Source organism: Rhodothermales bacterium, from assembly GCA_041391505.1.
Taxonomy (GTDB): Bacteria; Bacteroidota; Rhodothermia; order Rhodothermales; family JAHQVL01; genus JAWKNW01.
The window spans coordinates 304,430-327,383 of the sequence record JAWKNW010000004.1; the positions used below are offsets into that span (position 1 = coordinate 304,430).

Genomic DNA, 22,954 nt, shown 5'->3' on the forward strand with positions numbered 1-22,954 from the left:
TTATGCATTCGAACCTGACCAGTAGGCTCAGCCTGTTATCATTCCTCCAGTTTTTTGTATGGGGGGCCTGGTATACGAGCATCGCGGTGTACATGTCGACCGTGGGGATGGGGACGGTGACGTTCTGGGCGTTCACGGCGCAGCCCATCGGCGCGTTGATTTCGCCCTTTTTCCTGGGTCTGATTGCAGACCGGTATTTCAGCACGGAAAAGGTGCTGGGCGTGATGCACCTGCTGAGCGGCATGTTCCTGCTGCTGGCGCCTCAGTTTGAAGGGCAGCCGGTGCTGTTCATCGCGATGATCATGTTGCACCAGCTGGCCTACACGCCGACGCTCGGCCTGTCGAACTCGCTGGCGTTCCATCACATCCCGGATCCCGAGAAGGACTTCCCAAAGATCCGCGCCTGGGGCACGTTCAGCTGGATATTCGCCGGCCTGATCATGTTTCCGTTTATCCTGAAGCCGCTGGCCGGCGGCGGCGTCCCCGAACAGACGCCGATGCCGCTCTACGCGGCCGGCATCGCGGGCATCCTGCTGGGGCTGTACTCCTTCACGCTGCCGCATACGCCGCCTCCGGCCGCCGGCCAGAAGGTGTCGGTCCGCAGCCTGCTCGGCATCGACGCGTTCCAGCAACTGAAGAGCCCGTCGTTCATCGCGTTCATCGTCAGCTCGATGCTCATCTGCATCCCGCTCGCCGCCTATTACAACTTCACGCAGCTGTTCCTCGGCGCGACCGGCGTGGAAAACATCGCGGCCACGCAAACGCTCGGCCAGGTGTCGGAGATGGTCTTCATGTTGTTGATGCCGCTCTTCTTCCGCCGCCTCGGCGTGAAGTGGATGCTCCTCGTGGGGATGCTGGCGTGGGCCGTGCGGTATGCGCTGTTCGCCCTGGCGGCGCCGGCCTCGGTGTTCTGGATGATCGCCGCCGGCATCATCCTCCACGGGATCTGCTACGACTTCTTCTTCGTCACCGGCCAGATCTACATCGACAAGCTGGCGAACCCGTCGATCCGGTCCCAGGCGCAGGGCATGCTCGTCTTCGCCACGTACGGCATCGGCATGCTGATCGGCGCGCAGCTCTCCGGCCGGCTGTTCAACTCGTTCATGGGCGACGGGACGACGCTCTCGATGGCGAGCTGGACGCAGTTCTGGACGATCATGGGGGCGATGGCCATCGTGGTCGCGGTCTTCTTCGGTTTCGTGTTCCGCGAACCGAAAAAGGACGCGGTGCCGGCTTCCGGTTCGTGATCGACTGACCGACATACCGCACCGATTTCAGAGGGGCGACTCCGGCAGGGGTCGCCCCTTTTAGCGTCGGGCTGTGGGGTTCACGCATACGCTTCGTATCTTGCGGACGCATCCACCGGAGCGCAATGCCAGAACTGATCAATTTTCAACCGACACCCAGCGGGCCGCCGGTACGCGCGTTTCGGCTAGAGCCGCAGCATACGCAGCAATTCCTGACCCCGCACGCCCATCGTTTCTTCGAAGTCGTGTACTTCGAGGAGCCAGGCGGCGTGCACCGTCTCGGGGACGAGGTCTGGGAAAGCACCGCCGGCGATTTGCTCATCATTCCGCCGGGGCAGGTGCACGAGTGGGCGGAGGACGTGTTCGAGAAACAGTCCACCATCTGGATCCTGGAATTCACGGCGTCGGCGCTGGACCCGGACGGCGACGCCGGCGAGTCGCTGCTCGGCATCCTGCTGCATCCGCTGCTGGTGCCGTTTGCCTTCGGCTCGCAGGAGGGGCCGATGCGGCTCAACGTGCCCGCCTCCCAGCGTTCGGGGTGGGAGACCGCGCTGCGATCGCTCGAGGCCGAACGCCGCAAGCAGCCTCCCTACTGGCAGGAGGCGGTGAACGCGCTCTTCACGCTGCTGCTCGTCCAGGTCTGCCGGTTTGCCGCCATGGCGCATCCGGCGCCGCAGGCGCAGACGCAGCCGCTGCTCAAACAGGTATTCGAGGTGATCGACGCCCGGTATGCGGAGTCGCTTTCGCTCGCCGATGTGGCGAAGGAAGTCTTCTATTCGCCGGCGCATCTCACCACGACGATCCGCCGGCTGACCGGGCGGACCGTCGGCAACTGGATCATCTGGCGGCGCATCGCGGAAGCCCGGCATCTGCTGGTGCATACCGACCTGACCATCGCCCAGATCGCCGAGCGCGTGGGGTACACCGACCCCTCGCACTTCGTCCGCCTCTTTCGCCGCGAAGCCGGCATCTCGCCGGGCGCGTGGCGGGATGCGCACCGGGCTCCCGGGGGAAAAAGAGCCGGCGCGGTGTAAAAAACGCACATTCTTGCCGGCCTGGAATGGCTTCATTTGGCGATATAGGTTCTTTGCCTCGCGGGCGAGCGAAAAATCCGCCATGTACTACCAAAAATTACCTCTCGTGCGTCTTGACGCCTCCGGGTATTATTTCACTGGCTAAACAGGTTTTTCGAACAGGGGTGCGAACGCGTCCTGTCGCGTGCCGTCCCGTGCGATACCCGTCCCTGGCCGCGTGAGGTCGCGCCGGCTCCAGTGTCGCCTCACGGCACGACGAAGCGACGGCGGAAGACGCGCATTTCGAGCCCATCCCACTCATCATTGCGTGAATCATGAGAGACACCCTGCGCTTGCCCCTTTACGTGGCACTGGCCGCCTCGCTGCTGGCCGGTTGCGCGCCGAAGCAGCAGGCATTGGATGAATCGTTTTACACCTGGAAGCGCTACGAGGGCCAGCCCGGCGCGACCCATTTCTCCGCGCTCGACCAGATCAACCGGTCGAATGTAAACCAGCTGCAAGAAGCCTGGCGCTACGAGGCGCCGGATATCGCGGCCTTCAACCCGATCGTGATCGACTCGGTGATGTACGCGTTCGGGGACGGCGGCGCCATGGTGGCGCTCGATGCCGCGACGGGGGAGGAATTGTGGTCGTACCAGAGCCCGCTGCCCGGGGGACGCACCGAGCACGGCGTGGCCTACTGGGAGAGCGCGGACCGGTCGGAACGCCGGCTCCTCTTTTTCCGGGGCAGCTATTACCTCGTGGCCATCGATGCGCGCACCGGCCAGGCGATCCCCTCGTTTGGCGACAACGGCCAGGTCGACCTCCGCCAGGGGCTCGACATCGACCCGATGCGCGTGGTGCGCGCCACGGCGCCGGCGCCCGGCGTCATCTATGACGACCTCTACATCCTGGGCTCGGCTCCGGGCGAAGGCTACGCCGCCGGGCCGGGGCACATCCGCGCCTTCAACGTGCGGACGGGCAAGCAGGTCTGGATCTTCCATACCCTCCCCAAACCCGGCGAATTCGGCTACGAAACCTGGCCGCCCGGACGCTCCGACGCCGCCGGCGGCGCTAACGCCTGGGGCGGGTTGAGCGTCGATATCGAACGCGGGATGGTGTTCGTTCCGCTGGGATCCGCCAACTACGACTTTTACGGGGTGGATCGGCACGGCCAGAACCTCTTCGCCAATTCGCTCGTCGCCCTCGACGCGCGCACCGGCGAGCGGAAGTGGCACTTCCAGACGGTCCATCACGACCTCTGGGACTACGACCTCACGGCGACGCCCGTCCTCCTGACCATCCAGCGCGATGGCAAGCCGCTCGACATCGTCGCCCAGGCCACCAAAACGGGGTTTGTGTTTGCGTTCAACCGCGAGACGGGCGAGCCGCTCTGGCCGATCGAGGAGCGGCCCATGCCGGCGTCCGACATGCCCGGCGAGCAGGCCTGGCCCACGCAGCCCATCCCGACGAAGCCGGCGCCCTTTATCCCCCAGACCCTGTCGGTGGAAGATTTTAACCCGCACATGCTGGACAGCGACCGGGATTCCCTCGAGGCGCTCGTCCGGTCGATGGTCTACAAGGGGATGTTCACGCCGCCCGACACGCATCCCACGCTCCAGGCGCCCGGCAACCGGGGCGGGGCGAACTGGGGTTCGACGGCCGGCGATCCACGCGACGGGACGTTTTTCGTGCTCAGCTACAACATGCCTTCGGTGCTGAAGCTCGAACCCATCTTCGCCGGCGCCGTGGGCACCGGCGGCTCGTCGTTCGACCAGGGCCAGGCCTTTTATCAGGCGAACTGCCAGATCTGCCACGGCGCCAACCGGCAGGGCCAGCCTCGCGGCGGCATTCCGTCGCTGGTCGGCGTCGTCGAGCGCCTGAGCCACGACGACATCCGGCAGCAGATCACGGTCGGCCGCGGCCTCATGCCGGGTTTCCCGCAGATCACCCCCGCGCAGTACGACGCCCTGGTGGCGTATCTGGCCAACCCGGAGCTGGCGCTGACGACCGGCCAGCAGCAGGCGACCGACGGCGGATTGACCGGCCGGCCGGAAGGACCGCAGCGGTACCAGAGCGGCTGGAACCATATTCTCGACAGCCGGGGCGAGCCGGCCATCAAGCCGCCCTGGTTCCGTTTGACGGCGTACGACATGGAGACGGGCGACATCGCGTGGCAGGTGCCGATCGGCGAGGTGGATCATCTGGTGGCGGAGGGCATCGAAAATACGGGCACCTCCACCTGGGTCCGCGGCGGCCCGTCCGTCACGGCTGGCGAACTGATCTTTGTCTCCGCCGGCGAGAAGCTGTGGGCGCACGATCGTGAAACAGGCGCCCTGCTCTGGTCCACGCCGTTGCCGGGCATCGGCGAGGGCATCCCCACCATTTATGAGGCCGAGGGCCGCCAGTTCGTCGTCGTGGCGGTGTCGCGCGGCGGCCAGGGGTCCCCGCCGGCCGTCAGGCCGCGAACGCCCGCCTACATCGCCTTCGCACTTCCGGAATAGGTTTGCCGGGCTGTTCATGCCCCTCGCTCCGGATCTGCCTTTTTGTACCATCCCTAGGAGATCAGACATGTCCACTACGTTCATGGTCCGGCTCGCTGGCGCCCTGTGTGTGCTCGCAGCCCTGCCGGCGTCGGCGCAGCAAAGCCCCGCGCCCGACTTTATCCCCGACTACATCTTTCACGACTCGCAGCTGAACGGCTGGCGTCCGATCGGCGGAGCGGAGTGGAAGGCGGAGTTCGGGGCCATCACGGGCACGGCCGGCAGGAATGGCGGATGGCTCATGCTGGATGCGTCGTACCAGAACGCCGCGTTTTTCACCCGTTTCAAATGCAAAGGCGCCTGCGACGCCGGCGTGCTCCTGCGCGCCGAAAAGACGCCGACCGGCATGAAAGGCGTTTTTGTGGCGATTGAAAAAGGAACGATCGCGCCCTACCGCGTCACCCTCGATGCGAACGGGAAGATCGTTTCGAAGCAGTCCGCGCGCCGGCAGGGCGGCGGCGGGGGTGGAGGGCAACAGCCGCCGATGCCATCGAGCCCCGTGCTCGACGCGGCCACCGCCGCGTTGACGGCCCCGGTACCCGTCCAGCCCGACGCCTGGAATACCCTCGAAGTCATCGTCGACGGCAACCTCATCTACAACCACCTCAACAACGTCCGCAACGCCATTGCCGGCGGCATCGCGCAGGAATTCCCCGATACGCCGGCGCCGGAGTTCGGGGGCGCCGTGATCATCCCGGTGACGCGCGTCCACGGGTATGGCCCGATCGCGCTGTATGTGGGCTCGGGGACGGTGGAGTTCGAGGATGTGTCGGTGAAGGATCTGCACGTCCTCAACGTCGAGCCGGAGAAGACCTCCAACCAGTTCCGGGCACAGCAGCTCAACGAATTCTATTTCGGATGGGGGGCGGATATCGCGGACGTCAACCAGGACGGCATCAACGACCTCATCTCCGGACCGTTTTATTACCTCGGCCCCGAATTCACCGAGCGGCACGAGTACTACGAGGCCCGCGTATTCAACCCCGGGCTCGAGTACATCAACGACATGCTTACGTTCGCGAACGACTGGAACGGCGACGGATGGGTCGATGCCCTCGTCACCGAACGCCGGCCGCTGGTGCTGTACGTCAACCCCAGGGGCGAGCGGCGCTTTTGGGACCGGATCGAGGCGCTGCCGGATGTCTGTAGCGAAACGGCCGTGCGCGCGGATGTGGACGCCGACGGGAAGCCGGAGATCGTCTATGTGGCGGATGACGGCCGCGTGGCCTACGGCGAGCCCGATCCGGCCAATCTCAACGGCGCGTGGAAGGTGCACAAGATTTCAGAACCCGTCGTCGCCGGCTGCAACACGCACGGCGTGGGCACGGGCGACGTCAACGGCGACGGCCGGATCGATATCCTGCAGGCCCGGGGATGGTGGGAGCAGCCTGCCGCCGGCCCCGACAAAGGCATGTGGATCTACCACGACGATCAGTTTGGCCGCTACACCCGTTCGCCGCAGCACCCGGGCGGCGCCGAGATCTCGGTGTACGACTTCGACGGCGACGGCCTGAACGATGTCGTGACCAGCCTCAGCGCGCACGGCTGGGGCCTGGCGTGGTACAAGCAGAAACGCGACCCGGCCGGCAAGATCTCGTTCGACGAGCACCTGATCATGGGCGACTTCTCGACGAAAAACGCCGGCGGCGTCACCTTCTCCCAGGTCCATTCCGGCGCCACGCTGGCGGACATCAACGGGGACGGCATCATGGATTTTGTGACCGGAAAACGGCACTGGTCGCACCTGGATGCCTATACCGATCCCGACCCCGATGGGGAGGGCGTCATTTACTGGTACCAGACCGTCCGAAGCCCGGGAGCCCCGGGAGGCGTCGAATTCGTGCCGCATCTGATCCATAACAAGTCGGGCGTCGGTTCCGAGGTCAAGGTGCTGGACATCGATGGCGACGGTGTGCTCGACGTCGTGGCGTCGGGGACGCGCGGCACGTTCATCTTCTGGGGTAAGTAGCCGGCGCGGCGCGCGGTGTGATTATCCCGTATTCAACCAGTCACAGGCTTTTGCCATGAAATCGATGTTCTTCCGTGGTTTTGTCGTTGCGCTGATCGCGCTCCTGTTCCCGCGGGGGGGCTGGGCGCAGGACAAGGAGAAAGAGGCGACGATTCCGATCTCGATGCTGTTGTCCCAACAGGCGGCCGAGCCGCCCTCGGCCTCCGCGGCGCTCGCCCCGACCCTCGATGCGACGTATGTCCAGACGTTTATGCCGTCCCGGGTGTTCGACGCCACGAGCCTCAACGGCACCCGCCAGCAGAGCGGGCGGTGGCGCGTGCAGGACGGCGAATATATCGGCCTGGTCGGGCCCGGCGGCAGCGCGCTGCTCCTGCTGGATGGGTCGAGCCAGGATCTCGCCGTGGCGGCATCCTTTCGGTGCGGCCCCGGTTGCGAGCCGGGCATCGTGATCCATGCGCAAACCGAGGGCGATCGCACCAGCGCGGTGCTCTATTCGTTCGGCGAGGGGAAGGTGGGGGGACATCAGATCGTGCTCGATCCGAGCGGAAAGCTCGTCGAGCGGTCGGGCATCGAGCCGAGTCCGAGTCCGTACCCCATGAGCATGCTCGACTTCCGGGCGGAGTATCCGGGCCTGGGCCTGTTGTACCCGGGCCAGCTCGGAGGCCGGCAGGGGATCGAGCCGCTCAAGCTCGACAATTCCTGGAACCGCGCCGAGATCCATTCGGTGGGCACGTCGCTGCGGGGCCTGCTCAACGGCGCCGGCACCATGGAAGCCGGCGTGACCGCCGCCGCCCGCACCGCCCACGGGCAGGTGGGCCTCTTCGTTTCCGGCCCTCCCGGCACCGAGATCCGGTTCCGCGGCGTCGGTGTCAAGCCGATGGACGTCAAGAACGCCCAGCCGGTCGAGGTGACGTCGCCGCGCTTCCGGAAGCAGCAGCTCGACGCGATGTTCTACAGCGAAGCCATCACCGCGGCCGACGTGAATCTGGACGGCAACATGGACGTCATCGCCGGGCCGAACATCTTCATGGGGCCCGAATTCACGACGCGGCACGAACTGTTCGTCCCCAAAACCTATTCGCCCACCTCGTACCCCGATCCGCTCCTCGCCTCCGCCGGCGACTTCACCGGCGACGGGTATCCGGACATCCTGTACACCGGCGAGCCGGGACGTCCGGGTTTTCTCTATGTGAATCCCGGCAAGGGCGACGTGCACCGCTGGGAAAAATACATGGTGATCCCGTCGGTGGACAACGAGGTCGCCTTCGCGGATGACATCGACGGCGACGGCCAGCTGGAGTATGTCTACACCGATGGCGGCTTCATCGGGTACGCCGAGCCGGGTCCGGACCCGACGAAGATGTGGACCTTCCACCCCGTCACCGAGAAGGGACCGTGGGGCGCGATGTATGCGCACGGACTGGGCACCGGCGACGTGGATGGCGACGGGCGCAAGGACATCATCCAGGCCTACGGGTGGTGGCAGCAGCCGGCGACGCCGAACGGGCAGCCGTGGACGTACCATCCCGAGACGTTTGGCCGCTGGGGATCCCAGCAGGGCGGCGGCGGCGGCGCCCGCGCCTACGCCTACGATGTCAACGGCGACGGGCTGAACGATATCGTGACCAGCCTCGAAGGCCATGGCTTCGGCCTGGCCTGGTTCGAGCAGAAACGCGACGCGGCCGGCACGATCTCGTTCACGCAACACATGATCATGGATGACTTCGCCCATCCGAACAACGGCGTCGTCTTCGCCGCGCTCCATGCCCTCGCCGTGGCCGACATCGACGGCGACGGGCTGCAGGATATCGTCACCGGCAAACGCTGGTGGGCGCATTTCGGCGAAAACCCGACCGACCCGGATGCCTTCGGCGCACCCGTGGTCTACTGGTTCCGCCTCGTGCGCGAGAACGGCCAGGCCCGCTTCGTGCCCGAGCTGATCAACAACAACTCGGGCGTCGGGACCGACATGGTCACGGCCGACCTCAACAACGACGGGCTGCCGGACGTGCTGACCGCGACGCGCCGGGGAACGAATGTCTTTATCAGCAAACGCTAGGTTCTATCTGGAAAAGCCGGCAGACCGCGTGTATCCCGACCCGAATTCAGGGTTCGACGCGGTGTTGAAGGTTCCCTGAATGCCCCGGGGCCACCCGAGCGATTTTCAAGAAAGGCCTGATTCCGGGGGCGGCCCATGTCGGTTGCCGGCCCTCGTTTTATACCCCGCTCATCCTGTATGATGTCCACGACCAAACTACCCCTGGCCGGACTGGCCGCGCTGGCGATGCTGGCCGCGGCCTGTTCGCCGTCTACCACCGAACTCGACCCGCGTTTTTACGAGTGGCGTCGCTACGAGTCGGAGCCCGGCGCCACGCATTTCTCCGCGCTCGACCAGATCGATCGCACCAATGTCAACCGGCTGACCGTCGCCTGGACGTACGAGACCCCCGGGGCGGCTTCGATCAACCCGATCGTCGTCGATTCGATGATGTACGTCTTCGGGGACTCGAACGCGGTGGAGGCCCTCGATGCCGCTACCGGCCGGCGCATCTGGTCGCACCGAAGCCCGAATACCGTGACGCTGCTCGGCCTGCCGAGGGGCTACTTCGAGCATGGCATCACGTACTGGGAAAGCGAGGACCGCAGCGACCGCCGGCTGCTGATGTATGCCAACACGAACACGCTGACGGCCATCGACGCGCTGACCGGAGAGCTGATCGTTTCGTTTGGCGACAGCGGCATGGTCGACCTCCGGCAGGGGCTCGACATCGACCCGTTGCGCGTCCAGCGCGGATCGTCGCCGAGCCCGGGCGCCATCTTTGAAGACCTCATCATCCTCGGCTCGTCGCCCGGCGAAGGGTATGCCGCCGGCCCCGGGCACATCCGCGCGTTCAACGTCCGCACCGGGCGTCAGGAATGGATCTTCCATACGCTGCCCAAACCCGGCGAATTCGGGTACGAAACCTGGCCGGAAGGGCGGTCGGACGAGGGCGGGGGCGCCAACGCGTGGGGCGGCATCAGCGTGGATGTCGAACGCGGCATCGCCTACGTGCCGCTCGGCTCCGCGACGTACGACTTCTACGGCGTCGATCGCCACGGGCAAAACCTCTTCGCCAATTCGCTGGTGGCGCTCAACGCGCGGACCGGCGAGCGCCTCTGGCACTTCCAGACGGTGCATCACGACCTCTGGGACTACGACCTGACCGCCACGCCCGTCCTGTTGACGGTGCAGCGCGACGGCCGGCCGCTGGACATCGTCGTCCAGGCCACCAAGACCGGGATGGTGTTCGCCTTCGATCGCGTGACGGGCGAGCCGCTCTGGCCGATCGAGGAGACGCCGGTGCCGGGATCGGACATGCCGGGAGAGCAGGCCTGGCCGACCCAGCCCATCCCCACGAAACCCGAACCGTTCATCCCCCTGACCCTGTCGGTCGAGGACTTCAACCCGCACATGGACGCCCGCGACCGGGATTCGCTGGAGGCGTTCGTGCGCTCGATGGTCTACAAGGGCATGTACACGCCGCCCGACACCCGGCCGACGCTGCAGGTGCCGGGAAATCGCGGGGGCGCCAATTTCGCCTCGACGTCCGGCGACCCGCGCGACGGCACCTTTTACGTGCTGAGCTACAACATGCCGTCGGTGCTGATGCTGGAGCCCATCACCGCCGGCGCCGTCGGCACGGGCGAGTCCATCTTCGACCAGGGGCAGGCCATCTACCAGGCGAACTGCCAGATCTGCCACCGCCCGAACCTGCAGGGGCAGCCCCTGAGCGGGATCCCGTCGCTGGTCGGCGTGACCGACCGCCTCAGCCACGACATCCTGAAGCAGCAGATCAAGGGCGGCCGCGGGCTGATGCCGGGCTTTCCGAATCTGAGCGACGGCGAATTCGATGCGCTCCAGTCCTTCCTCGCCAACCCCGACCTGGCGTTGACCGCCGGCGAGGCGCTGACGACGGGCCGGCCCGAGGGGCCCGTCCGCTACCAGAGCGGCTGGAACCACATCCTCGACAGCAAGGGGGTGCCGGTCATCAAGCCGCCGTGGTTCCGGATGACGGCCTACGACATGAACACCGGCGCCATCAAATGGCAGGCGCCGATCGGCGAGGTGCCGCACCTGGCGGAGAAAGGCATCACGAACACCGGCGCGGCCAACTGGCTGCGCGGCGGGCCGGCGATCACCGCCGGCGGGCTCATCTTCCAGATGGCCGGCGAGACCTTCTGGGCCTACGACAGCGCGACCGGCGAGGTGCTCTGGCGCTCCGAGCTGCCGGGCATCGGCGAAGGGATCCCGACGGTCTACGAAGTCAACGGCCGGCAGTATGTCGTGGCCATCGCCACGGCGGGCGGATTCGGCCAGCCGGAGCCCACACGCCCGCGCAAACCCGCCTACATCGTGTATTCGCTTCCGGAAACTGACTGAGTGGAACGTTTCGTGACATCCATATCCTTTGCGGCACATTGCCGGCACATGACCGACCTTCGATGGATTGTATGCGGCTTGCTGTTGATCTCGCCCCTGGTGCTGGCGTCCTGCGCGTCGGAGGATCAGGGGCTCGATCGGCGGTTCTATAGCTGGTCCCGCTTCGAGGCGGAGCCGGGCGCGACCAGCTTCTCGGCGCTCGACCAGATCGACCGATCGAACGTGGATCGGTTGCAGGTGGCCTGGATGCATCCGACGCCCGGCGCGGTGATCCACAATCCGATCGTCGTCGACTCGTTGTTGTACGCCGTGGGAGACAGCGGGTCGGTCATGGCGCTGCACGCCGGCACCGGTCGCCGCGTGTGGTTCCACCCGAGCACGCCGGCCGGCCGCATGACCGGGCGCGCCTTCATGTACTGGGAAAACGAGGACCGCTCGGATCGCCGCCTCCTCCATTTTCGGGGCAGCTACAACCTGGTGGCGCTCGACGCCCTCACGGGCGAGCCCATCGAGTCGTTCGGCGAGCATGGGGTGGTCGATCTTCGGTACGGCCTGGGCATCCCCCCGGAAACGATGGCCCGCGCCACCTCGTCGTCGCCCGGCGTCGTGTTCGAGGACCTCGTCATTCTCGGGTCGTCGCCCGGCGAGGGCTACCGCGCCGGCCCGGGGCATATCCGCGCGTTCGACGTGCGGACCGGCAAACAGCAGTGGATCTTCCATACCCTGCCGCAACCCGGCGAATTCGGGTACGACACCTGGCCCGCCGGCCGGCCCGAAAAGGGGGGTGGCGCCAACGCCTGGGGCGGCATGAGCGTGGATGTGGAGCGGGGGATCGTGTACGTGCCGCTGGGCTCCGCCAACTACGACTTTTACGGCGTCGACCGCCCCGGGCAGAACCTCTTCGCCAACTCCCTCGTCGCGCTGGATGCGCGCACCGGCGAGCGTATCTGGCACTTTCAGACCACCCATCACGACCTGTGGGACTACGACCTGGCCGCTTCGCCGGTCTTGCTGACCATCCAGCGCGACGGAAAGCCGCTCGACATCGTGGCGCAGGCGACCAAAACGGGGATGGTGTTCGCCTTCAACCGCGAGACGGGCGAACCGCTCTGGCCGATCGAGGAGCGCCCTGTGCCGGCCTCGCCGATGCCGGGCGAGCAGGCCTGGCCGACGCAGCCGTTTCCCGCGAAGCCGGCGCCCTTCGTGCCGCTCGAATGGAACACCGAGGAGGATCTTAATCCGTACCTGTCCCTCGCCGACCGCGACTCCATTCAGCACCTGCTGCGGTCGATGGTGGTGACCGGCATGTATACGCCGCCCGGCACCCGGCCCACGCTCCAGATCCCGGGAAACCGGGGCGGGGCGAACTGGGGCTCGACCGCCGGCGACCCCCGGGACGGGACCTTCTACGTCCTCGGCGACAACCTGCCTTCCGTCCTCGAGCTGGAGGCCGTCACCGCCGCCGCGATCGGCACCGGCGGCACCATCGTGGACCGCGGCCAGGCCGTCTATCAGGCGTACTGCCAGATCTGCCATCGCCCCGATCTGGAGGGCCAGCCCGCCGGCGGCATCCCGTCGCTGCGCGGCGTCACCGAGCGGCTGTCGCATGTGGACCTCAACGCGGTGATTCGGGGCGGCCGAAACCAGATGCCGGCCTGGCCCCAGCTTACCGAGGCCGAGATGACCGCGCTGTTTTCGTACCTCTCCAACCCCGACCTCGCCCTGACCCCCGGCGCGAATGCCCGGGCGGAAGACGACCTGCCCGAACGCTACCAGAGCGGATGGATCCACATCGTGGATTCGCAAGGCGTGCAGGCGATCAAGCCGCCCTGGCTACGGCTCACCGCCTACGACATGAACGAAGGCGTCATCAAATGGCAGGTGCCCGTCGGTGAGGTATGGTGGCTGGCCGAGCAAGGCATCACGGGCACCGGCGCCGGCATGCGCGTGCGCGGAGGCCCCGCCGTCACGGCCGGCGGCTTGATCTTCCAGTCCGCCGCCGAAAAGATCTACGCATTCGATAAGGATACCGGGGCCCTACGCTGGTCCCATTCCCTGCCGGGCATCGGCCAGGGCATCCCTTCCGTTTACCAGGTGGATGGCAAGCAGTATGTCGTGGTGGCGGTGAACGCGGTGCCTGCCGCCCGAATGCCCCCCGGCGCCGTGATCGAGCCGGGGTACATGGCCTTCGCACTGCCCTGACCCTCCATCCCTTTCAACCACACGATCAACCCTCTGCGAGGCATCTTATGCGCTACCGTTTGAACTGGATACTTGTTATCGCTTCGTTAATCGGGTTGCCGGCGCGCGCGCAGCAGAGCCCCGCCCCCGATTTTGTGCCGGACTATCTCTTCGACGGTTCGCAACTCTCCGCGTGGCGTCCACTCGGTGGGGCGGAATGGAAAGCGGAGAAAGGCACCATCACCGGGACGGCCCGCTCGGGCGGCGGCGCGCTGGTGTTCGACCGGTCCTATGAGGATGTCGCGGTGTTCACTCGCTTTCGATGCACCGGCGCCTGCGACGCCGGCGTGCTGCTCCGCCTCGAAAAATCCGGCGACGGCATGAAAGGCATCCTGATCTCGCTGAAGGACGACGACGTAGGGCCCTATCGCGTGATGCTCGACCGGAACGGCAAGATCACGTCGCGCGAACTGGCGCGCGAGGCCAACGACGGCGATAACGGTGTCCGCACCGCGCCGAGCCCGCTGCAGCGGGATGCGTGGAACACCATCGAGATCTTTATCCGGGCCAACGAGATCCAGAATCACCTGAACGGCGTCCGCCGTTCGATCCCCGGCGGCACTGCGGTGCCACAGACGCCCGAATCCGCCGCCGCCGGCATCTTCGCGCCCCGCGAAACGATGCCGCAGGCGTATGGTCCGATCGCGCTGTATGTCGGTTCGGGCAGCGTCGCGTTTACCGATGTGGCGGTGAAGGACTGGATCCAGTACACCGTCGAGTCCGAGCACCTGTCGGACCGCTTCGCCATGCAGCATGTGGCCGACTTCCACTATTCCTGGGGCGTCGACGCGGCGGACATCGACCGCGACGGCGTCAACGACCTCGTCGCCGGCCCCTATTATTACCTCGGCCCGGACTTCCGCCGTCGCCGCGAGTATTTCCCGTCCCGCACCTACAACCCCGGCGTCGAATACACGCCGCACATGCTCGCTTTCGCGAAGGACTGGACCGGTGACGGCTGGCCGGATATCATCGTGTCCGAGATGCGGCCGCTCGCGCTCTTCATCAACCCGAAAGGCGAAAGCCGGCGCTGGGAGCGGGTGCTCGTCATCCCCGACGTCTGCAGCGAGATCGCCATCCAGGCGGATGTGGACAGCGACGGCGAGGAAGAACTCGTGTACGTCGACCGGGAAAGCCGCGTCTCTTATGGCAAGGTGGATCCCGCAAATCCCACCGGACCCTGGAAGCTGACGAAGGTGTCTGCGCCCGTGTTCGAGTTCAACGGGTGCAGCATCCACGGCGTGGGCGCCGGCGACATCAACGGTGACGGGCGCGTGGATATCCTCCAGGCCACCGGGTGGTGGGAACAGCCGGCGAAGGACGCGGCCAAAGGCAACTGGGTGTACCACCAGCAGCTGTTCGGTGAATCCGCCACGTTCATCGGCGGCGGCGGCGCCATCTCGGTGTACGACTTCAACGGGGACGGGCTGAACGACGTCGTCTCCAGCCTCAGCGCGCACGCCTGGGGCCTCGCCTGGTACGAACAGCAACGCGACGCCAGCGGAAAGATCTCCTTCGAGAAGCACCATATCATGGGCGACTTCTCGACGGAAAACGCCGGCGGCGTCACGTTCTCCGAACCCCATGCCGGCGCCATCCTGGCGGACGTCGACCGCGACGGCATCATGGATTTCATCATCGGCAAACGGCACTGGGCGCACCTCGACACGATGGTCGACCCCGATCCCGACGGCGAAGCGGTGATCTACTGGTACCAGACCGTCCGCCGGCCCGACGCGCCCGGCGGCGTCGCCTTCATCCCGCACCTCGTCCACAATAAATCGGGCGTCGGATCCGAGGCCAAGGCGAAGGACATCAATGGCGACGGCGCCATCGACATCCTGACCTCCGGCACCCGCGGGACGTTCGTATTCTGGGGCAAGCCGACAGGGCAATAAGAGCCGCTCCGTCAGATGCGGGATGCTCGATGCTGGATGTGCTCATTCCGCTGCATATCGCGTATCCCGCATCTGATCACCGGAGCGCCGGCGTGTGCCAAAGCAGTTATTTATTCATCCTCGTAAAAACACCCGATACCCAGGATCGCGAGGGCCGGCGCCACGACGAGGTTGATAAGGGTGAGGAGCTGCCAGTGCCAGTAGTCGGCATAGGGTACGCCGAGCGCGCCGACCATGAAGACGGCCGTGGTCGTCCAGGGGATGATGCTTTCGATCATGGTGCCGGCGTCTTCCAGTGAGCGGGAGAGGACCTGCCGGGGAATCCGTAGCGCATCGTACTTCGATTTGAACGCATCGCCCACGACGAAGCTGGTTGCGTACTGATTGGACGTCATCGCGTTGGTGACGGCGGTGGCGGCCAGGGAGGCGAGGATGACGCTCGGGCGCGACCGCGCGAACCGGAACAGCCGGCCGACGACGATGGGCATGGCCTGGATGTTGTCGATCACGCCGATGTAGATGAAGACCATGAAGGCGACCGTGATCGATTCGTTGAGCGCGTAAAGGCCCCCCCGGTTCATCAGAATCTGCACCCGCTCGGAAACCGCCGGCGCCCACACGGCCATGTCGGTGTGGAACCCCTTGTACAGCGTCTGGATGACGTCGGTCGCCGTGTAGCGCTGGAAGAGCAGTGCGAGGAGGGCGGCGGTCAGGACGGACGAGAGGATCGTGGGGATGGTCGGCTTCTTTTTGAGCGAACCGTAGAGCACGATGGCCGGCGGGAGCAGCAGCAGCGGATTGAACGCGAAGAGGGACCGGATTTCGGCGAGGAAGGGTTCGATGGCGCTCAGGTCCGCCGCCGACGCGTGCGGGGGATAGACAAACCCCATCGCGGTAAAAATGAGGGCGGCGAGCACGGCCGAGGGGACCGTCGTGTACAGCATCGAGCGGACGTGCATGAACAGGTCGACGTCCGCCGCCAGCGCCGCGAGGTTGGTGGTGTCCGAGAGGGGCGAGAGCTTGTCGCCGAAATACGACCCCCCGATGACGGCGCCGGCCGTGATGCCCATGTGCCCACCCACCGCACCCGATATCCCGATGAGCACGACGCCGATCGTGCCGGCCGAGCCCCACGACGTGCCGGTGAGGGTCGAGAAGATCGCCGGCACCACGAAGGCGAGCACGTAGAGGTAGGTGGGGTTGATGATCCGGATGCCGTAGTAGACCAGCATCGGGATCGTGCCGCTGACGATCCAGCTCCCGATGATGAGGCCGATGGCGAACAGGATGAAAAACGCCGGCAGCGCGCTGGCGAGCTTGTTGACGATGGACGTCTGGATGGCCTCCCAGGTGTGGCCCTGCACGAATTGCGCGACCGTGGCCAGGCTGGCGGCGAGGATGAAGAGGACTTCGAGCGGCATCGGCGGCTGGCCGAACAGGGCGGGCCGGAGCATCAGTCCGTACACGATCAGGCCCAGCAGGCCGAGGATGGGTAGCAACGCTTCGGAGAACGAAGCCGGTGCGGGGTGGTCGGTCATGCAATTCGCTGGCTGGAGAAACACCGCACGATACGACACCCGGCCATGAGTCGCACCTGTACGCCGGCCTCCATAGCCCTACAGCCGATCTCGTCGATGCGGGTCCGCGATCGGCATCGTTATTTTCGTACGGAGGTATCTATCGCTCAGGACGCAAACCCGAAGGGTCTTCGAGACCCTTCGGGTTTCTTTTTCGCCCGGCGACGGTTGCACCAGCCGGTTGCATGCTGTATGCTTCCACAGATCCGTCCACAGCTCCGCGACCGTCCATGCCCGACTCGATTTCGCTCGATCGCGTCTTTCAATTCAAGATCACCCTGCAAGGGGTCAAGCCAGCCATCTGGCGGCGTATCCTCGTTCCCCCCACCTATACGTTCTGGGACCTCCACGTCGCCATACAGGACGCGATGGGGTGGGAGGACTATCACCTCCACGCCTTCCGCGTACCGCATCCCTCCACCGGCGTCGTCACCGAGATCGGAATCCCCGTCGAGGACGACATGGGGGGCGAAAACGTCACGCCCGGATGGGAAACCCGCGTGTCCGACTGGATGAAACCGGGCGCCATCGTGGCCTACGAATACGACTTCGGCGACGGCTGGGTGCACGAACTCAAGTTCGAACTCGTCAAGGACCGCGAGGAAGGCCTCGACTATCCCGCCTGTGTCGCCGGCGAACGCGCCTGCCCCATCGAGGACAGCGGCGGCGTCTGGGGCTATCAGGACATGCTCTCCGTCCTCGCCGACCCGAAACACGAAGACCACGCCTCGACGCGCGAATGGCTCGGTGAGGATTTCGATCCGGCGCATTTCGACCCGACCGAAGTCCAGTTCGACGACCCGAAGGAACGCTGGGATTTTGCCTTCGGCGACGAGTGAAACCTGCCCGATAGGGTGGCGTAGTGCTAGTTTTCTAGCATGAAAAAATTCGGGCACCTGTTATGACCTCCTATCGCATCGCGGCGCTCCTGCTGCTCGTCGGCCTCACCGGTTGCCGGGACGCGACCACGCCTGCCCATTCCGAGTCGGACCATCGCGGGGAAGGCCCCATTAAAACCGTTGATCGGCTGGTCCAGGACCTGGTCCTGAACGGCCATACGGCCGGCGTGGCCGTGGCGGTTCAGATCGGCGACGACGTCCCGTTCGTGAAAACCTACGGCGTGGCCGATGTGGAAGCTGAAGCGCCCGTCCGCCCCGAAACGCGTTTCGGCATCGCCTCCGTAACCAAACCCTTTACCGCGATGGCGATCGCGCGGCTCGTGGAAGCCGACCTGCTCCGGTTCGACGACCCCATCGAACGCTTCTTCCCTGACTTCCCTCGCGCCGGCGAGGTGACGGTCCGCGACCTGCTCGCGCACACCTCCGGCATCGCCGACTGGTGGATGGGCGGCCTGCCCGAAGGGACCCCCGACACCTGGGCGCGTGAACCCGAGCCCCACCGCTATCTGGCGCGGATGAACACCGTGTATCTGGTCGAACCGGGGACGCAGTTCGCGTATGCCAGCAGCAACTACGTGTTGCTGGGCGAGATCGTCGAGGCCGTGACCGGGAAACCGGTCTTCATGTATCTGGATGAGCAGGTGTTCGAGCCGCTCGGGATGCGAGAAACCGGCCTATGGGGCGAGGAGGCTGCGGTGCCCCGGGCCCGGGGGCATGCACGCGTCGATGCCGGCGATTCGCTGGCCACATCCTCTTTCCAGGCCGTCGATTTCCCGGCGGCGCAGCTCGGGGCTGCAGGTGGGCTGGAATCCTCCGTACGCGACATGCTCGTCTGGTCGCGCGCCCTGTTCGATGGCGAACTGGTGGCCGATTCGCTGCTGGACGAGATGACAGCCTATGCGCACGTGCGAGACGGCCGGCCCGTCTACGACGCGATGTACACCCCGCCCGGATCGCCGCCGGCCTCGATGCCGGGATACATGCAGCGAAGCGGGTACGGACTCGGGTTTAACCTGACGGATATGTTCGGTGAGCCGGTCGTGTGGCACAGCGGTGGCATGCCGGGTTTCAACGCGATCTGGGTGTACATACCGGCCTCGCGGACTTCGCTGATCTTGGTGGCGAACACCGACAACGGCGCCGTACCGGCGTTTGAGGAGATCGTGCGGGCACTGGTCGCGCCGGCATAACCGGGCCGTGTTCTCGCTGTGGGCGGGCGTGGCATCTGATGCGCATCCGAAGTACTTTGGGGGTGCCGGCGTACCCCATTTCGCCGGCAGGATATCGTATCCGATCGTTTCAACCTGCCCCGAAATCCATGCACACCGACGCGCGCACCCTCGAAAACGGCAGCCTGATCGAAGGCGATCTCTGCATCATCGGCGCCGGCGCCGCCGGCATCAGCATGGCCCTGGAATGGGAAGGCGCGCCGCAGCGCGTCATCCTGCTCGAAGGCGGCGGATTCGATGTCGAGTACGCCATGCAAGACCTCTACACCGGCGAGAGCGTCGGGCAGCCGTATTTCCCGCTCCAATCGTCCCGGCTGCATTATTTCGGCGGGACGACGGGGCACTGGGGCGGCTGGTCGTCGGTCTATGATCCGCAGGATTTCGAGCCGCGCGACTGGGTGCCGAACAGCGGGTGGCCCATCAAGCGCGCCGAACTCGACCCCTACTACGCCCGCGCCTGCGCCTACGTCGAGGTTGGCAAGCGGACCTTCGACACGCCGGCGTACCTGGCGGAAGACCCCGGGCTGGTCGAGTTGCCGCTCGACCGCTCCGTCGTCTGGGCCAAGATGTGGCAACTGAGCCCGCCCACGCGCTTCGGCACCGTGTACCGCGACGCCGTCGTGGGGTCGAAGAACATCCATCTGCTCACGTACGCGAATGTGTCCGACATCCGGGCGAATGAGAACGTGTCGCAGGTGCAGGAGGTGGAAATCCGCTCCCACGAGGGTAAGACGCACCGCGTGCGCGCCCGGCATTTCGTGCTCGCCGGCGGGGCGATCCAGAACGCGCGGCTGCTGCTCGCCTCGAACCGGCAGGCGCCGCGCGGCCTCGGGAACGACGCGGATCGGGTCGGGCGCTACTTCATGGAGCACCTGGAGGTGATCTCGGCACGGATGGTCCTGACGCAGCCGCTGCCGATGAAACTGTATCTCACGCAGTTCGGCGTATCGAAGCACTTCGCCGAGATGGCCATCACGGCCGAAAAACAACGCGAACTCCGGATCCTCAACGGGACCTCGGCGGTCCGGGCGCAGGCCGCCCCGAACGCCGCCGGCGGCGTCACCGGGTTTTCGGCGGATGCCGTCCAGAACGTCCGCGACCGTCAGTCGCGCCTGTCGCGTGTACAGAACCAGGCCAACGCGCCGGCGGTGGAGGAAGCGCCGCGGACGGAGTATGTAATGCAGGTCCGCATGGAGCAGGCGCCCAACCCGGACTCGCGGATCATGCTCGGCGACCAGCGGGATGCCCTCGGGATGCCCCGGGTGAAGCTGGACTGGCGAATCGGCGACCTGGAAAAACGCTCGATCCGCCAGCTGCACGAGACGTTCGCCGCCGAAATCGGCAAGGCCGGCATCGGCCGCATGCAGCTCAGCGACTGGCTGCTGACCGACGAACCGATGTGGCCGGCCAATCTCGGCGCCGGCTGGCACCATATGGGCACCACCCGCATGGATCCCGATCCGAAACAGGGGGTGGTCGACCTACACTGCGCCGTGCACGGAATCGATAACCTGCACGTCGCCGGCTCCGCCGTCTTCCCCACCGCCGGCGCCGCCAACCCGACGCTGACCCTCCTCGCGATGACACTCCGGCTGTCGGATCATCTCAAGGGGATGTTTTGAGGCGTCTGTTGAGCGTTTGCGTTCACCCGCGCACCCAGTCATCCTGAGCCGCCGGTCGCTCGCGACTGGCGTGTCGAAAGCCCGCTCTCGCGAACGCGGGGGGACCTCCCGAATCACACGCGCCAACGACGATACAGGGCGTCGCGAATGGGTCGGGAGGTCCTTCGACACGGCCCGATTCCATCGTGCCGGCTCAGGATGACAGAGCTATCCCCCATTGCCCCATACTTCGGCATAGGCTATGGCGCGCGTCTCGCAATTGTCGTTGGAAAGTCGTAAATCAACTAACCTGTCAACCACACGCGCACCAGGAGACCATCATGCAATCCAGTAGACGCAATTTCCTGCAGGTGTTGGGCGCCGGTACCACAGGCCTCGGCCTGGGTCCGGTGACCCTCGGCGCCCGCGAACGGGACGCCCGCGTCCCCGAAGAAGACGACGAGCAGATCCTCTACATCGGCGACGACATCGCCATCACCGACACGGTATACGGCAAAGTGCAGGGTTTCATCCTGCGCGACACCTACCACTTCCGGGGCATCCCCTACGGCGCGGACACCGGCGGGGCCAACCGCTTCATGCCGCCGCAAAAACCGGCGTCGTGGGATGGCGTCCTGCCGGCGGTGTGGTGGGGCGATACGGCTCCTCAAATCATGGACGGCCGGTACGATAACGTCTGGGCCTCGTATGCCGACCACTGGAACTACGACGATGTCAGCGAGGACTGCCTCCGCCTCAACGTCTGGACGCCGGCCCTCAACGACGGCGGCAAACGCCCGGTCATGGTGTGGCTCCACGGCGGCGGCTACACGAACGGCAACGCCGTCGAACAGGACGGCTACGACGGGGCGAACCTGAGCCGCACGGGCAACATCGTCTTCGTCTCGATCAACCACCGCCTCGGCCCGATCGGGTTCTCCGATCTCTCGGGCGTCGGCGGCAGCAAATACGCGCACTCGGGCAACGTGGGGGCGCTGGATATGGTCGCCGCGCTGGAATGGGTGCGCGACAACATCGCGAACTTCGGCGGCGACCCCGGGAACGTCACCATCATGGGGCAATCCGGCGGCGGCGCGAAGGTGTGCACGCTGATGGGCATGCCGGCGGCGAAAGGGTTGCTCCACAAAGGCGTCCCGCTCAGTGGCTCCACGCTCCAGGGCATGGATCAGGAGACGTCGCGCGGCATCGGCGCCTACATCCTGAAAGAAGCCGGCCTGCAGGCCTCCGAGATCGACAAGCTCCAGGAGATGCCGTGGAAGGACTACCTCCTGCTGGCCTCCCGCGCCGCGCGGAAATACGGCGAGGAGAAAGGCGTGACCGGCTTCCGCGCCGGCTTCGGCCCCGTAGCCGACGGGATCAACATCCCGAAATCGAACTTCTTCGGCGACGCGAACGGCCTGTCGGCGGATGTGCCCATGCTGATTTGCAGCACCTTCCACGAATGGGCGGCAAGCCGCGTCAACCCTGCTATGGAGAAGATGTCGAAGGATGAGGCGATCGCCATGCTCCGAGAACGCGCCGGCTTCCGCGGCGGACTCGGGGATAAGGCGGGTTCCGTGTACGACGGATACGCCCGGGCCTTCCCGCAAGCCACGCCGTTCGAGATCGTCACCCTCGTTTCCAGCAATCGCCAGGGCGTCGTCGACACAGCTACGGCCAAGTCCGGCCAGAACGCGCCGGTCTACGTCGCCTGGTTCGGGTGGCAGCCGCCGATGTTCAACGGCCGCATGCGCTCGTTCCACTGCCTCGACATCTGCTTCTGGTACGCCAACACCGACGTGATGCTCACGCACACCGGCGGCGGCAAACGGCCGCGCATGCTGTCGAACAAGATGTCGGCGTCGTTGCTGAATTTCATGCGCACCGGCGACCCCAACGGCGGCGGGTTGCCGGCGTGGCCGGCCTTCACACCGGAGCAGGGCGAGGTGATGGTGCTCGACGACGAGAGCGCGGTGATGAACGATCCCGACCGTGAAGGGCGGAGGCTACTGTCCTAATCCTCATCATGTCGTAAAAAAGCTCCCGGGCCGCTCAGGTTCGGGAGCTTTTTTATTCAGGCTATCCCTTCGGATAACATCCGGCTGTAATGTAACGATGTTGCTGCCTGTATCGTGTGCCGTTGACTATCCAAGACGGGTTGCCGAATCTCTCACACTTTTTTGGCTGTTCTAATGTGTTTTTCCAGCGCGTTTTTTTGAAATCGATGAATGCGACATCGCTGGATGAGCTCTGTATTGCTGCAATGTTGTGATAGAAGTGTTTGTGCGAACTTTCTTACTGTTTCATAAACCTGTCG

The 22,954-nt window shown here is 65.6% G+C and carries 13 protein-coding genes; 12 read left to right on the forward strand and 1 reads right to left on the reverse strand.

Translation table 11 applies throughout. The features are described from left to right. Positions 1-2 precede the first annotated feature (2 nt). The 8 genes from R2834_06475 (at position 3) to R2834_06510 (ending at position 15,331) form a co-directional block, all read left to right on the forward strand. On the forward strand, positions 3-1,247 hold the full coding sequence (locus tag R2834_06475) for an MFS transporter (GenBank protein ID MEZ4699957.1): 1,245 nt from the start codon (positions 3-5) through the stop codon (positions 1,245-1,247). A 125-nt stretch (positions 1,248-1,372) separates the two neighbouring features. Then, entirely contained in the window at positions 1,373-2,281 is a 909-nt protein-coding gene (locus R2834_06480) for an AraC family transcriptional regulator (protein MEZ4699958.1), read from the forward strand. 314 nt (positions 2,282-2,595) lie between these two features. Continuing rightward, positions 2,596-4,764 (forward strand): PQQ-binding-like beta-propeller repeat protein, encoded by a 2,169-nt coding sequence (locus R2834_06485; GenBank protein ID MEZ4699959.1) that lies wholly within the window; start codon positions 2,596-2,598, stop codon positions 4,762-4,764. Between the two features lie 67 nt (positions 4,765-4,831). Then, positions 4,832-6,772 (forward strand): FG-GAP-like repeat-containing protein, encoded by a 1,941-nt coding sequence (locus R2834_06490; GenBank protein MEZ4699960.1) that lies wholly within the window; start codon positions 4,832-4,834, stop codon positions 6,770-6,772. 55 nt (positions 6,773-6,827) lie between these two features. Next, on the forward strand, positions 6,828-8,831 hold the full coding sequence (locus R2834_06495) for an FG-GAP-like repeat-containing protein (GenBank protein ID MEZ4699961.1): 2,004 nt from the start codon (positions 6,828-6,830) through the stop codon (positions 8,829-8,831). Positions 8,832-9,008: 177 nt separating this feature from the next. Then, positions 9,009-11,192, forward strand: coding sequence for a PQQ-binding-like beta-propeller repeat protein (locus R2834_06500; protein MEZ4699962.1), 2,184 nt, complete (start codon positions 9,009-9,011; stop codon positions 11,190-11,192). Between the two features lie 48 nt (positions 11,193-11,240). Then, positions 11,241-13,394 carry a PQQ-binding-like beta-propeller repeat protein gene (locus tag R2834_06505; protein MEZ4699963.1) on the forward strand — a complete coding sequence of 718 codons (2,154 nt, stop codon included), beginning with the start codon at positions 11,241-11,243 and terminating at the stop codon, positions 13,392-13,394. Between the two features lie 47 nt (positions 13,395-13,441). After that, complete coding sequence (locus R2834_06510; GenBank protein ID MEZ4699964.1) at positions 13,442-15,331, forward strand: FG-GAP-like repeat-containing protein; 1,890 nt, start codon at positions 13,442-13,444, stop codon at positions 15,329-15,331. 110 nt (positions 15,332-15,441) lie between these two features. Here R2834_06510 and nhaC read toward each other — a convergent pair whose 3' ends face one another. Beyond that, complete coding sequence (nhaC, locus tag R2834_06515) at positions 15,442-16,869, reverse strand: Na+/H+ antiporter NhaC (protein ID MEZ4699965.1); 1,428 nt, start codon at positions 16,867-16,869, stop codon at positions 15,442-15,444. A 269-nt stretch (positions 16,870-17,138) separates the two neighbouring features. On the opposite strand from nhaC, the gene R2834_06520 reads away from it, so the two are divergent. The 4 genes from R2834_06520 to R2834_06535 all read left to right on the forward strand — a co-directional run bounded on the left by R2834_06520 (position 17,139) and on the right by R2834_06535 (position 22,655). Continuing rightward, positions 17,139-17,747, forward strand: coding sequence for a plasmid pRiA4b ORF-3 family protein (locus R2834_06520; GenBank protein ID MEZ4699966.1), 609 nt, complete (start codon positions 17,139-17,141; stop codon positions 17,745-17,747). Positions 17,748-17,809: 62 nt separating this feature from the next. Then, positions 17,810-18,997, forward strand: a complete 1,188-nt coding sequence (locus R2834_06525) for a serine hydrolase domain-containing protein (protein MEZ4699967.1) — start codon at positions 17,810-17,812, stop codon at positions 18,995-18,997. 128 nt (positions 18,998-19,125) lie between these two features. Next, a complete protein-coding gene (locus R2834_06530) occupies positions 19,126-20,658 on the forward strand; it encodes a GMC family oxidoreductase (protein MEZ4699968.1) in 1,533 nt (510 codons plus the stop codon). A gap of 320 nt (positions 20,659-20,978) precedes the next feature. Next, the gene (locus tag R2834_06535; protein ID MEZ4699969.1) at positions 20,979-22,655 is read left to right on the forward strand and encodes a carboxylesterase family protein; all 1,677 of its coding nucleotides are present in this window, start codon (positions 20,979-20,981) and stop codon (positions 22,653-22,655) included. Positions 22,656-22,954: the final 299 nt, after the last annotated feature.